Origin of the sequence: Helicobacter cetorum, from assembly GCF_900198405.1 — a bacterium.
GTDB lineage: Bacteria > Campylobacterota > Campylobacteria > Campylobacterales > Helicobacteraceae > Helicobacter > Helicobacter cetorum_C.
In genome coordinates this window covers 1-13,997 of the sequence record NZ_FZMR01000016.1, presented here as the reverse complement: position 1 = coordinate 13,997, position 13,997 = coordinate 1, and the positions used below count along the sequence as shown (strand labels likewise).

Genomic DNA, 13,997 nt, shown 5'->3' with positions numbered 1-13,997 from the left:
AAATGGCAATTAAACTCACACCTAAACAAAAGGCTCAATTAGACGAACTCTCTATGAGTGAAAAAATCGCTATCTTACTTATTCAAGTGGGCGAAGAAACAACCGGCGAAATTCTAAGGCATTTAGACATTGATTCAATCACAGAGATTTCTAAGCAAATCGTGCAATTAAATGGCACAGACAAGCAAATTGGTGCAGCAATTTTAGAAGAGTTTTTTGCTATTTTTCAATCTAACCAATATATCAATACCGGTGGCTTAGAATACGCTAGAGAGCTTTTAACTAGGACTTTAGGGAGCGAAGAAGCGCGCAAGGTTATGGATAAGCTCGCTAGAAGTTTGCAATCTCAAAAAAACTTCGCTTATTTAGGAAAAATCAAACCTCAGCAATTAGCCGATTTTATTATTAATGAACACCCTCAAACCATTGCATTAATTTTAGCTCATATGGAAGCTACTAATGCGGCTGAAACTTTGAGCTATTTTCCTGATGAAATGAAAGCTGAAATTTCTATTAGAATGGCAAATTTAGGCGATATATCGCCCCAAGTAGTCAAGCGAGTTTCCACCGTTTTAGAGAACAAGCTAGAATCACTCACTAGTTATAAAATTGAAGTGGGTGGCTTAAGAGCGGTGGCTGAAATCTTTAACCGCCTAGGACAAAAGAGCGCTAAAACCACGCTAGCTCGTATTGAAAATGTGGATAATAAATTAGCTAGTGACATTAAAGAAATGATGTTTACTTTTGAAGATATTGTAAAATTAGACAATTTTGCTATCAGAGAGATTTTAAAAGTAGCAGATAAAAAAGACTTGTCTCTTGCTTTAAAAATTTCTACCCAAGAATTGCGCGATAAATTCTTAGCCAACATGAGTAGCAGAGCTAGTGAGCAGTTTGTAGAAGAAATGCAGTATTTAGGGGCAGTCAAAATCAAAGATGTAGATGTGGCTCAACGAAAAATTATTGAAATCGTGCAGAACTTACAAGAAAAAGGCATTATTCAAACGAGTGAGGAGGGCGATGTAATTGAATAGTCAAGAAAATTTAATTCAAAAAGACAATTTGAATAAGCATGATATTCAAAGATATGAATTTAAGAGTATGGCAAATTTCAGTCCAAATGCCACACAGCAGACCAACTCTACTCAAGATTTGTCTGTTCCTAAAGAAAATGTAGAACAAAAATTAATGGAAAACGATTTAATAGAATGCTTGCTAAAAAAAACCGATGAATTATCAAGTCATTTAGTCAAATTACAAATGCAATTTGAGAAAGCTCAAGAAGAGAGTAAATCCTTGATTGAAAACGCTAAAAATGATGGCTATAAAATCGGCTTTAAAGAAGGCGAAGAAAAAGCACGCAACGAGCTAGTTAATAGCGTCAATGATGAAAAAAACCAACTCTTACACGCTATTACTTCGTTGCATGAAAAAATGAAAAGCTCTGAAGAACATTTGATGGCTTTAGAAAAAGAATTGAGTGCGATTGCAATAGATATTGCTAAAGAAGTGATAGTAAAAGAAGTAGAAGATAATAGCCAAAAAGTAGCCCTAGCTCTAGCTGAAGAGTTATTAAAGAATGTTTTAGATGCAACAGATATTCATCTAAAGGTTAACCCCCTAGACTATCCCTTTTTAAACGAGCATTTGCAAAATACTTCAAAAATCAAGCTAGAGAGCAATGACGCTATTTCTAAGGGGGGCGTTGTGATTAGTAGCTCTAATGGAAGCATTGATGGGAATTTAATGGAGCGTTATAGAACGCTCAAAGAAAGCGTTTTGGATAATTTTAAGGTATAGCTTTGGCTGAAGAACAAATTTTAAAACAAACTTTTGATTTAAACCCTGATGATATTAAAAATTTGCAAGAAGTGTGTGCAAAATTACGAGAGCGTATTTTAGAAGTGGTAAGTAAAAATGGGGGGCATTTAAGCTCATCTTTGGGGGCAGTAGAGCTTATTGTAGGCATGCATGCCTTATTTGATTGCAAAAAAAACCCCTTTATTTTTGACACTTCTCATCAAGCTTATGCTCACAAGCTTTTAACTGGGCGTTTTGAAGAATTTAGCACCTTGAGACAATTTCAAGGCTTAAGCGGTTTTACTAAGCCTAGTGAGAGTGAGTGCGATTACTTTATTGCTGGGCATAGCTCTACTTCTGTTTCTCTTGGTGTGGGAGTGGCTAAAGCCTTTCATTTAAAACAAGAAAGTGGTATTCCTATAGCTTTGCTAGGCGATGGAAGTATTAGTGCAGGACTTTTTTATGAAGCCCTAAATGAACTAGGCGATAGAAAATACCCTATGATAATCATTCTTAATGATAATGAGATGAGTATTAGCACACCTATTGGAGCCTTATCAAAAGCCCTTAGCCAACTTATGAAAGGTCCTTTTTATCAATCCTTTCGCTCTAAAGTTAAAAAAATTTTAAACACCTTACCTGAGAGTGTGAATTACTTAGCGAGCCGTTTTGAAGAATCTTTTAAGCTTATAACGCCGGGCGTGTTTTTTGAAGAATTGGGCATCAATTATATAGGGCCTATCAATGGGCATGATTTAAACGCTATTATTGAAACCTTAAAATTAGCCAAAGAGCTTAAAGAGCCTGTGTTAATCCATGCACAAACCCTAAAGGGTAAGGGCTATGAAAAGGCTGAGGGGAAATACGAAAAATGGCATGGCGTAGGGCCTTTTGATTTAAATACCGGTTTGTCTAAAAAATCTAAGAGTGCGGTTTTATCGCCCACTGAAGTGTATTCTAACACCCTTTTAGAATTAGCTAAAAGAGATGAAAAAATCGTAGGCGTAACTGCTGCTATGCCTAGTGGTACAGGCTTAGATAAACTCATCAATGCTTATCCTTCACGCTTTTTTGATGTGGCTATTGCTGAACAACATGCCCTAACTTCTAGTGCTGCTATGGCTAAAGAAGGGTTTAAGCCTTTTGTAAGTATCTATTCCACTTTTTTACAACGAGCTTATGACCAAATTGTCCATGATGCTTGTATTTCTAGCCTACCCATTAAACTCGCTATTGATAGAGCAGGTATTGTGGGTGAAGATGGCGAAACGCACCAAGGGCTTTTAGATGTAGCGTATTTGCGCTGTATTCCTAATATGGTTATTTTTGCTCCACGAGATAATGAAACTTTAAAAAACGCCGTTCTTTTTGCGAACGATTATCAAACAAGCCCTTGTGCGTTCCGCTATCCAAGGGGAGCATTTGTGTTAAAAGACAATGTTTTTAAGCCTAGTGAATTCGTTTTAGGACAAAGTGAATTGTTAAAAAAAGAAGGCGAAATTTTACTCATAGGCTATGGTAATGGCGTAGGAAGAGCGCATTTAGTCCAACTTGCTTTAAAAGAGAAAAACATAGAATGCGCTCTGTTAGATTTAAGATTTCTTAAGCCCTTAGATAAAAATTTAAATTCAATTATTGCCCCCTATAAAAAGCTTTATATTTTTAGCGATAATTACAAGCTTAGCGGAGTGGCTAGTGCGATTTTAGAAGCTTTAAGCGAACAAAATATTTTAAAACCTATCAAAAGCTTTGAAATCACTGATGAATTTGTCATGCATGGAAACACCGCCTTAGTAGAAAAATCCTTAGGCTTAGACACAGAGAGTTTAACTAACGCTATTTTAAAAGATTTAGGACACATAGAATGAAACAAACCCCAAAAATCCCTATGAAAAATATCCGCAACTTTTCTATAATCGCTCATATTGACCATGGTAAAAGCACCTTAGCGGATTGCTTAATTAGTGAGTGTAATGCTATTAGTAACAGAGAAATGACTAGTCAAGTTATGGATACTATGGATATTGAAAAAGAAAGGGGTATTACCATAAAGGCTCAAAGCGTGCGCTTGAATTACACGCTTAATGGAGAAGATTATGTATTAAATCTCATTGACACCCCAGGGCATGTGGATTTTAGCTATGAAGTGTCTCGCTCTTTGTGTTCATGCGAAGGGGTGCTATTAGTCGTGGATGCCACTCAAGGCGTAGAAGCTCAGACCATTGCCAATGTCTATATCGCTTTAGATAATGATTTAGAAATTTTACCCGTGATAAATAAGATTGATTTACCTAATGCCAATGTTTTAGAGGTCAAACAGGATATTGAAGACACGATTGGCATTGATTGCTCTAGTGCTAATGAAGTGAGCGCTAAAACTAGACTTGGCATTAAGGACTTATTAGAAAAAATTATCACTACCATTCCTGCTCCTAGTGGAAACCCTAATGCCCCTTTAAAAGCACTCATTTATGATTCATGGTTTGATAATTATTTAGGGGCATTAGCCCTTGTGCGTGTTATAGATGGAAATATCAGCACAGAGCAAGAAATTTTAGTGATGGGAACGGGTAAAAAACACGGCGTTTTAGGGCTTTACTACCCAAACCCTTTGAAGAAAATCCCTACTAAGAGTTTAGAGTGTGGGGAAATTGGCATTGTAAGTTTAGGGCTAAAGAGTGTTACTGATATTGCGGTGGGTGATACTTTAACAGACGCTAAAACACCCACTACTGAGCCCGTTGAAGGCTTTATGCCGGCTAAACCCTTTGTCTTTGCAGGGCTTTATCCTATAGAAACCGATAGATTTGAAGATTTGAGAGAAGCGTTACTCAAACTCCAGCTCAATGATTGTGCTTTGAATTTTGAGCCTGAAAGCTCAGTTGCACTAGGCTTTGGCTTTAGGGTAGGGTTTTTAGGCTTATTGCATATGGAAGTGATTAAAGAGAGATTAGAGAGAGAATTTAGCCTTAACTTAATCGCTACCGCTCCCACTGTGGTGTATAAAGTGTATTTAACAGATGGCAGTATTAAATATGTCCAAAACCCTAGCGAATTACCCCCTGAAAACAATATTGCTTGTATCAAAGAGCCATATGTTAGAGCGACTATTATTACCCCTAGCGAGTTTTTGGGTAATTTAATGCATTTATTAAATAATAAGCGTGGCATTCAAGAAAAAATGGAATATTTAAACCAGTCTCGTGTCATGCTCACCTATTGCTTGCCTAGCAATGAAATTGTTATGGATTTTTATGACAAGCTCAAATCTTGTACCAAAGGCTATGCGAGCTTTGATTATGAGCCTATAGAAAATAGAGAAGGTAATTTAGTCAAGCTTGATGTGAGAGTAGCGGGCGATATTGTAGATGCACTTTCTATTATAGTAGATAAAAACAAGGCGTATGAAAAGGGGCGTGCTTTAGTAGAAGCGATGAAAGAGCTCATCCCACGCCAGCTTTTTGAAGTCGCTATTCAAGCAAGTGTAGGTAATAAAGTTATCGCAAGAGAGACTGTAAAATCAGTCGGTAAGAATGTAACAGCTAAGTGCTATGGGGGCGATATTACACGAAAAAGAAAACTCTTAGAAAAGCAAAAAGAAGGCAAGAAACGCATGAAAGCTATTGGTAAGGTAGAACTCCCTCAAGAGGCGTTTTTAGCGATATTAAAGATTGATTAAAAAACCTTTTAGAACGCATGCTTTTAAAACATGCTATCTAATATTCATAGCAAAATAAAAAACCATGTTACAACTTTTGGTCTTATTTTATAAGACTTATTAGGATTTAATTAGTTCTTTTAATATAAAATGCTGTGCAAAGTTTTTTATTTAAGGAGTGTTTGTGAAAAAAATTGGCATAGTGGGTTCTGTTTTTATTAGTTTGGTTTTTGTAGCGTGTGCTCCTAAGATAGAAGTCAGCCATAATGTCCCTACTAACTTCACTTATAAAAGCACCACTAAGCAAGAGGTATCCAAACATAAAAGCGTGTTGCTTTTAAACAGCGTGCAGTTCAAAGGCGATGAAAAAGAGAGCAAGGATTTTAGCGCTAAATTAAAAGAAAACATCAAGCATTTGTTGCAAAATCAAGGCTATGACATTGTAGAAGTGAGTAAGCAAGAAGATCTAAGCTATGAGCAAAAACAAAATAGTGCTTTTGAAATCACGCTTAATGGCGAATTAGACATTGCTAAAAGCATTTCTTATGAAGATAGCGGTGGTGCAAAGCTAAGTTTCATTGGCTCTATTGGCTTAAGAACTGAAGAAGGTAAGATGTCTGTAGTAGGTGTGGTAAACATAACCTTTTTAGAGCCTTTAAGCAACACTACCTTAAACACCTTTAGCATTAAAGCAGGCGAGCTAAACAAAGAAACTTATGCCTACAAGCACCAATCTTTCAATGGCACGCTAAGCTGGATGAGCTACTTTATGAAAGGCAAAAGCAATCTCAATGATAAGACCCACGCCTTAATGAATAACACCTTTAACAAGCTCATGCAAGAAATAGACAATAAAATCCAAAAGCCACAGCTAGAGATCTATGAAAAAAACAGCGTCTCTATCCGCTCTAAAATCCATTATTAAAATGGGTTTTAAAATTTTGGGTAAAAGCAAGTTTTTATTACCAAAGATGATTAACAAAAAATCTCATATAGTTTAATCCTTAAGGTTAGAATAATGACATTTTAATCTTAAAAGGATAGACGATGAGTAAAAAAGAAAATCAAAGCAACCAAACTACCCCCCCCCCCCCGCAAGTAACCATGAAAGCATAGTGCCTCTAAAAGTAACCACACGCTTTTTAGAGATTAAGAATTTTAGGAATATTGGCGTTAAAGACGAGCAAGAAAAATGCGAAAGACTATACCTTAACAATTCATTTAGTAACGATAAATTAGGTGGTTTGGTTCTTATTATAGGTGAGAATAATACCGGCAAGAGCAATTTATTGAAAGCCCTAGGGTGTTTTGGCGAGCATTTAGATGAATTTAAAGAAAATTGCACCCCTAATTACTTAGGTTTTGAAGATACAATTACGCATTTAGGGTTATGTACAGAAGAAAAAAGTGGCAAAGATAAAAAGAGTGAAAATAAGGCAAGTATAGAGATTGAACATGATAGAATTTCGTATTCTTTAACTCCAAAAACCGAACAACTTAAAAGCGTTTGTTTTAAAGTGCTTAATAATTTAGACATGGAAACAAGCATTAAAGAAGACTTCACAAACAAACTTAATCGCACTAGCAATGCAGATAGTTTATTAAAGCTCTTTAATGAAATTTTGCGTTATCAAGACAATGAAAAACCTAATGGCATAAAAGAACAATTTAAAAAGGATTTAATTACTTGCAAGACAAGATTAAAGCAAGAGTTAGAAAAAATCACTAATCAATTAGGCGGCTATTTCAATTCAACTGAAGAGTTGGAAGAGTTGATAGAAACTATTTGTGATGAAGATACAGCATTAAAAGACATGCAAGAGAATTTAGAACAATTCAAGCAACTTGCAAACGAATATACTGACAAAATCAATCGTGGCTATACTAGGATAAATCCCCCAACTTTCCCTACAATCAATTTAAAAGAGCCTATTTTAAGTTCACATGTGGATTATGAGAGCATAGAGAATATTTTAGAAGATTATCCTTTGGGTAAAATTGAGTATTTCTTGCACTCTAAACTCGCTCAAATCATTTATTACAAACCCACAACAAGCTTTAGCTCCAAAGATTTGATGACAACGCCAGATGATTTGATTCAAAGCAAGTTTTTTAATCTTTTGTTTAATGCTGTCAATAAAAATGCTTTTGAAGAAATAAAGAATGCCTATATCAAGGCTAAGGATAAATCAGAAGGTTATTTAAATCAAGCAGGCAGAAAGTATGAAAAGCTTATCAATGAAGAGATTTCTAAACATTTCAACCAAATGTATTTTCAAAATAAAAATGAAGATTTGTATTATGAATTTGATTTTAAGCTAGATAGCCAAAAAGTCTCACTCTCACTATTCAAGCGGAATAAGAAAAGCGAAGAAGAAGTTTTAGAATTAGACCATCAAAGCGATGGGTTTAGGTGGTATTTTGATTTGTTTTTCAATCTTTTGTGTAGCCCTGAGTTAGTGCCTAATTCTATTGTTTTAATGGATGAGACTGGGGCTAATCTCTCTGTTCCTACACGCATAGAGTATCGCAATTTTTTAAAAAAGTTGGGGCAAGAAAAGGGGATTACCTTTGTTATAAGCACGCATGACCCCTTTTTGGTTGATGCAGACCATTTAGATGAGTTAAGGATTTTAAGCTTAGATAAAGATTTGCGTAATGTGAATATCAATCATTTTTCATCTATCAGCCTAGACGATAGCGATTCCTTAAAGCGTATCAAAAATGCTTTAGGAGTGGAAAAACGCCATCTAATCGGCTCAAAATGTGTGTTTGTAGAAGGCATTAGCGATTACAATTATCTAAGTGCATTTAAATTGCTCTATGAAAAAGAAAAAGAGAAGTCTCTAAATATGGTGTTTTTACCCATTAATGGCTTGGGCAAAGATGACGCACAGACTGAGGCAATATTGCAAGCTCTAAGCCAAGATGAAACCCATGCAATCTTATTGGTAGATGGCGACGAGAGAGGAAAAACTTGTGAAAAAATCAAAAACGATTTACAAAACCATGACAAGCTAAAAAACACTATTGATGTCTTTAAACTGAGTGCATGCGAACCAAATTTTAAAAACATTGAAGACTTGTTTAGCCAAAAGGATAAAATCAAATTTGATTTAGAAAACAAATGGTCTCGCTCACATATCGCCTATACAAGCGCTTTAAAAAATGACTTGCTAATAAAACCTAGCTTAGTAGAAGAAAAGACGAAAGACAATTTTTACAAGCTTTTAGAGTGGTTGCAAGAAAAGCTATAAGAAAAACCATAAGAAAAGCAACAATAAAACCCTAAATAAGCCCCCTACTTAAAAATAAGGGCTTATTTTCTTTTATAAATAAAAAGCATCAATAACCCCATAAGACTTAACACACCAACACTAAAGATTACAGACACACTCTTAAGCACAATATAAGAAATAATCAAACACACTAAAGCTAAAGCCACTAAATGATACGCCTTAAAAAAGCGTGCGTTGCGCTTAGTAGTAGAAAGCCTTTTTCTATAATAACCTAAAGTATGGCTATAGTAAGTCAATAGACCCACCGCTACAAGCTTTGCTTGGAAAAACCGCTCGCTTAACAAACTAGGATTAAGGTATAAAAGCAATCCCCCCATAATAAAGACCAAAATAACCCCCACACTCCCTATATAACGATAAATAAACAACTCTAATTTCTCTAAAATAACGCACCATTCTTTATTCTCTAAGTTCTCTATATGGATAGAAAATAAACGAGGCAAGATAAGCAACATTGCAGACCATAGCACAAAACCTATAATAGATTTGAGATAATATGCTTAAAAACTCGCTTTGACTCTATACCATCTATTTTGTGTAATGATGCACCAACAAAATAATATAAATCTGCTACAAGGACTTCTTCATAATCTAAGTCATGAAGAGCTAGTTCTTGATATTTTTCTATTAACATATGAAAAATCACATGTAAGTTTGGAGCCATCTCTTTGGGATAGGGCATAAAACCCTTATATTGACTTCCATTAGAAATTACAAAAACAGGTTTCTTGCAATCTAATGCTATAGTCGCATTGGCCAAACCTAAATCATTTTCCACAACAAAACTTGCTCGTTTAATCAGCTCAAACGATTCAAAAATAGAGGTTTTTCCCACCAAATCAATCAAGCGTGATTTATCCTTGATAGAATAAGTAAAATGTTTAGTCTCTTGTAAGTCATTTTTATCCCCACAATAATAATGTTTAAGCAAGTATCATGTTCCAAAAGCATTTATGCTACTTCTCCCATCCGTTTATACTTCTTAGCATCACCGCTCGCACCTATACAAAAAAGTGCGAATTTTTTTGGAAGCACGAAGTTTAAGGATATTTTAGGCACAATGAGCGTGGGATGCTCAATATTAGAGATATCACAACCTAAGTGTGTAAAAAATTCTTTATTGCGTTCAAATTGATGCAAAGGCTTTTGGCTAATAGGAACAAACGTAGCTTCATAAGGGCGTTGGGTGCTTGATAAAGAAACATGCCAACCACTAGAAACAAATCACCAATGAGCTTTTATGGGAGCAATCACTAGATTTTCAACTACCCAACTAGTGAGCAGCATAAATTACTATCTCAAAAGCTCGTGTTTGCGTAAAATGAGCAAAAAATGGACGGCCTTTTTCATTATCAACAATTTGTTCAAGCTCCAAAGCAATAAATTCATCAAAATACTGACCATCTAATTCCATAAAACTACTATAAGCTGTGCGTCCCAAAAAAGTAATGTGATAATCTGCATATTTCTTACGCAAAGGTTCAAAAAAATTACGCATAACAATATAATCGCCAAGCCCATCTGTTTGAATATAGAGCAAGGTTTTTTGCGGTATCTCTAGTGTGTCATTACTGGGTAAGGTCTCTGGCGTCTTATTTTCATGGGGAACAACTTTGATACCATGGGCTAAATGGCGTAAAAAAGCTTTGATAGAAGAAATCAAAAACGCACTTTTGGGGAATCTTTGATAGATTTTTGTGCGGATACGCCATAATACGAGTGCTAACAACCCTCCCCCAACCCATACAACACGCTTGTCAATACCACAGAGAAAAGAACATCAATGAATCTCTCCAACGAACTAATAGCTATCTAACTTACAAAATTTCTATTATATCAAAAATAAAAGAAAGCCAATTTTAACATCTTTATTTACTGATACAATCTCACAAAGAATTCTATGGCTGAATTGTCAAGTTGCACAAAATACCAATTACAATGCTCAGTTTTTGCAAACTTCCTAAATTTTTCAAACACTTGAATATATTCATCATCACCAATAAAGCTTTCTTATCTTTTGACGAATAAGGAATAATATATCCATACACATAATTTTCCCAAAATAACTCTACATAAATATGTGGCATATTAATATCATTATCTTCTCTAATATAAACCATAAGTTGTAAAGGCAAAGGATTCTCAAAAACCCCTAGAGCTATGCGAGGCAAAAATCTTTGTTTCTTCTAAAACTTTATGGTTTATCCACTCTACACATTTCTGTAAAAAGGGTAATTCCTTGCTATCAATCACACTTATAACCATTTTACAAAGTGCTTTATAAACATCAATCCCTATACATTCCTTAGAACTTAAAACATGGTATTTTACACCATTAACTTCCTTTATTGAAAAATCAGAACCTTTTAAAAATACTCCGCTGAAAGAAAATAGTGTCTCAAGCTTATCTCTATTTTCGAGAATATTTTTACATACCACTCGCATTCTTTCATCAGCATCTTTACTATTCATTAGGTTATCCAATTTTTCTTTATCTAGTAGCTCCTTAATAAACTTTTGCTTATAAAATAAAGATTTCCCTTGAACAAAACTTTGATTTAATCTCTCCAAAAACAAATCAAATTGTCTTAAATACTCTCTTATATTTTCCTTATATTTCTCATCGTCAATGCTCTCTAACCAACTTTCTAAACCTTCTTTTGGATAGACTTCAGAACCATTATCATATAAGGCTTTTTTCCTTACCTTTTTCCCCCTAATTCCTCGCACCAAATATTCTAGTTCAAAAAATTTAGATAAAGAATAATCAATCGTTTCACCAAATCTTTTGTTGCAAGTATCACATTCATTAGAACTAAACAAAATCTTATTACCTAGACTTTCTGGAATAACATGGGCTTTATTATTAAAAGAGGTTTCTCTAAAGTCCTTGTTGCAAAATCTACAAACTCTTTTCGTCTTATTAGGCTCGCCAATAGTGGTCTTCTTATCTTGTACATAGGGATTTACAGAATAATTATTTGGCAATGTCATAAGTTTTTGTATTAAACTCTCATTGTTGCGATTATCGGTTTTCTTAAAATAATTGGGGAATCGGCATACTACTTGATTACAAAAACTTAAAGTTATTTCTGCAATCATTTTCATATCATCATAATTGCATATATAAAAAATATCTCCAAATTGCAAGCACTCAAACATAGCTTTGAGTTTATTTAGTCCCTTGAACTCTTGCTTATATTTATTAAAAAATTTCCCAAATTTATTTTTTAACTCTTGTGTTACACAAACTTCTTTATTGATAGAAACAAAAGGATTAGAAATTAAAAAAATATCAAAAAAATCAAAAAAACTATCTAAATTAATTTTCAATTTGTTAAAATTACTACCTTTAAAATGATACAGAAACTCATAATGCCATTTTAATTTATCTATTGACCAATGTTCTTTTTGGCATTGAAACATAATGTTACGCAAATTTGTATAAAAAATCTTATCTATTGCTTGCATAGCTAACTACCTATTGTTAAGAATATTTTAACAACACTTTAATTTTAACTAGAGTCTAGAAGACCCAAACAAACTACATCAATTATTTTTGGAATCACCATCTAACTACATTCAACAATAATTAAACATCTATATTTAAATAAAACTTTCAAGATAATCAAAATATAAGTATTTATATTAAAATATTTATAAAACAGAAGAAAACGCAAAGTTTTTTTAATAAAAACATTTTAAATATAACAAATCTATATGCCATAGATACCACTAAGTATGGTTTTTAAATCTCATTTTAAGCCCCAACACATTACAATAGCTAAAAATGATTGTAAGGAAAAATCATGCAAGATTTCCCCCCATGCCCTAAGTGCAAAGATGAATACACCTACCATGACGGCACGCAATTAGTTTGCCCTAGCTGTGCGTATGAATGGAGCGAAAATGCCACTTTCAATGCTGAAGACTTTATTGTCAAAGATAGCAATAATAACATCTTGCAAAATGGCGATTCAGTGATTCTTATTAAGGATTTGAAGGTTAAAGGCTCATCGCTTGTGCTAAAGAAAGGCACTAAGATTAAAAATATTAAGCTTGTAGATAGCGACCACAATGTAGATTGCAAGGTTGAGGGACAAAGCCTAGCGTTAAAATCAGAATTTCTTAAAAAGGCTTAATTCAAGCCCTTAAATCATCTAGCCTTGCATAAGCATAGGGCTAGTTAGTCTTATATTCACACAAGCTTACGATCAATCCTTGTTAAAATCCAAAATACCCCTTACTCTACAAGATAAAAACTTAGGAACAACCACTCAAAATAAGCCTTTTTGAGATTTAATAATAGATATTAGAAATAACGGATAATATAAACATTTCTTAAAAGTTAGAGATGAAAGAGTTTGACAAAGAAAATAAAAGTGATAACTTTTTAAGCATTTTTATAAGGGGTTATAAGGTGTAATCAAGTGAGCGTTTTAAAAAGGGCTAAACGCATTTTTAAAAAACAAAGAGCGATACCCAAATATTTTTATCTGCCTCAACTCAAGATAATGAGCTTAATAAGAAGATAAAATCTAAACTATAAAAATGAAGTTAAAAATAAAAAGCTTTAAAAAATTAAAAAGTACCGGGACAGAAGCAATAAAAAGAAACCAAAGCGGCTTGATTTAATAGGTATTTTATCCATTAAAACTCTTTTGAGCTTGATCATGCTTGTGTCTTTAAACCTAGAGATTTCTTGACCTTTAAAGTCTAAATTTTGAAGGATATTAAACTTGTATTTAAATATTAAAAACTTGTTAAACTATTCTTTGTGCGTGTCAAAGAAACGCCTTAAGAGGGAGTCATTAGACAAATCCTAAAATACCCCCTCGGCTGAAAGTCCGAGTTTATTAGGATTACTTATTGGAAAATACCAGCCATTGATAATACTGTTACCACTGCCTACACTTATATCAAAAAGTCCATAAAATTATCCTTGATTTTTCGTATCTTAGGAGGGGGGGTTAAAGGATATAGTTAAATTCCATTTCACTAGAAAAAATTTTAAAATCTTTTCTAGCTTCTAGTCCTTAAAGTAAAGGCATTAGTAAAAACGGTATAATCTTGCCTTAAAAAGACATTTAGTCTTTTTAAAGTCACGAACTTAATCATGGTAGCTCCTTAAGTTAATCTTAGAGAGCGACCACCTAGAGAAGTCGTTACCTTCTTTATGTGGAAACTTCCTTAGACTTGTATTCTATCCAAAAATTTATCTAACCCTAAAAAGTGTTTTA

Annotated in this window: 13 protein-coding genes; 7 read left to right on the top strand and 6 right to left on the bottom strand. The window is 33.9% G+C overall.

The genetic code is table 11. The annotated features are described in order from the left end of the window. Positions 1-2: 2 nt before the first annotated feature. The 6 genes from fliG to C6H25_RS05060 all read left to right on the top strand — a co-directional run bounded on the left by fliG (position 3) and on the right by C6H25_RS05060 (position 8,715). The gene (gene fliG / locus C6H25_RS05085; protein ID WP_104748376.1) at positions 3-1,034 is read left to right on the top strand and encodes a flagellar motor switch protein FliG; all 1,032 of its coding nucleotides are present in this window, start codon (positions 3-5) and stop codon (positions 1,032-1,034) included. Next, positions 1,027-1,800, top strand: coding sequence for a flagellar assembly protein FliH (gene fliH / locus C6H25_RS05080; protein WP_104748375.1), 774 nt, complete (start codon positions 1,027-1,029; stop codon positions 1,798-1,800). Before fliG ends, fliH begins: the two co-directional genes overlap by 8 nt. Positions 1,801-1,817: 17 nt before the next feature. Further along, on the top strand, positions 1,818-3,668 hold the full coding sequence (dxs, locus tag C6H25_RS05075) for a 1-deoxy-D-xylulose-5-phosphate synthase (protein ID WP_104748400.1): 1,851 nt from the start codon (positions 1,818-1,820) through the stop codon (positions 3,666-3,668). 20 nt (positions 3,669-3,688) lie between these two features. Next, positions 3,689-5,479 carry a translation elongation factor 4 gene (lepA, locus tag C6H25_RS05070; RefSeq protein WP_104748399.1) on the top strand — a complete coding sequence of 597 codons (1,791 nt, stop codon included), beginning with the start codon at positions 3,689-3,691 and terminating at the stop codon, positions 5,477-5,479. 163 nt (positions 5,480-5,642) lie between these two features. Beyond that, positions 5,643-6,383, top strand: coding sequence for an HpaA family protein (locus tag C6H25_RS05065; protein WP_158653882.1), 741 nt, complete (start codon positions 5,643-5,645; stop codon positions 6,381-6,383). Positions 6,384-6,573: 190 nt separating this feature from the next. After that, positions 6,574-8,715 (top strand): AAA family ATPase, encoded by a 2,142-nt coding sequence (locus C6H25_RS05060; RefSeq protein ID WP_233707336.1) that lies wholly within the window; start codon positions 6,574-6,576, stop codon positions 8,713-8,715. A gap of 62 nt (positions 8,716-8,777) precedes the next feature. Here C6H25_RS05060 and C6H25_RS05055 read toward each other — a convergent pair whose 3' ends face one another. The 6 genes from C6H25_RS05055 to C6H25_RS05035 all read right to left on the bottom strand — a co-directional run bounded on the left by C6H25_RS05055 (position 8,778) and on the right by C6H25_RS05035 (position 12,090). Beyond that, positions 8,778-9,227: a CopD family protein gene (locus C6H25_RS05055; protein ID WP_158653881.1), complete on the bottom strand. Its 450-nt coding sequence runs from the start codon at positions 9,225-9,227 to the stop codon at positions 8,778-8,780. A 5-nt stretch (positions 9,228-9,232) separates the two neighbouring features. Next, a complete protein-coding gene (locus C6H25_RS05050) occupies positions 9,233-9,688 on the bottom strand; it encodes a hypothetical protein (protein WP_104748372.1) in 456 nt (151 codons plus the stop codon). A 20-nt stretch (positions 9,689-9,708) separates the two neighbouring features. Further along, on the bottom strand, positions 9,709-9,897 hold the full coding sequence (locus C6H25_RS08595; protein WP_158653880.1) for a hypothetical protein: 189 nt from the start codon (positions 9,895-9,897) through the stop codon (positions 9,709-9,711). A 133-nt stretch (positions 9,898-10,030) separates the two neighbouring features. Further along, positions 10,031-10,486 carry a hypothetical protein gene (locus tag C6H25_RS05045; RefSeq protein ID WP_104748371.1) on the bottom strand — a complete coding sequence of 152 codons (456 nt, stop codon included), beginning with the start codon at positions 10,484-10,486 and terminating at the stop codon, positions 10,031-10,033. 169 nt (positions 10,487-10,655) lie between these two features. Beyond that, a complete protein-coding gene (locus C6H25_RS05040) occupies positions 10,656-10,928 on the bottom strand; it encodes a hypothetical protein (protein ID WP_158653879.1) in 273 nt (90 codons plus the stop codon). Further along, complete coding sequence (locus C6H25_RS05035) at positions 10,900-12,090, bottom strand: HNH endonuclease (RefSeq protein ID WP_158653878.1); 1,191 nt, start codon at positions 12,088-12,090, stop codon at positions 10,900-10,902. The genes C6H25_RS05040 and C6H25_RS05035 overlap by 29 nt, the downstream gene beginning before the upstream one ends. Positions 12,091-12,566: 476 nt before the next feature. Between C6H25_RS05035 and C6H25_RS05030 the strand changes: the two genes are divergently transcribed. After that, the gene (locus C6H25_RS05030) at positions 12,567-12,899 is read left to right on the top strand and encodes a zinc ribbon domain-containing protein YjdM (RefSeq protein ID WP_104748368.1); all 333 of its coding nucleotides are present in this window, start codon (positions 12,567-12,569) and stop codon (positions 12,897-12,899) included. Positions 12,900-13,997: the final 1,098 nt, after the last annotated feature.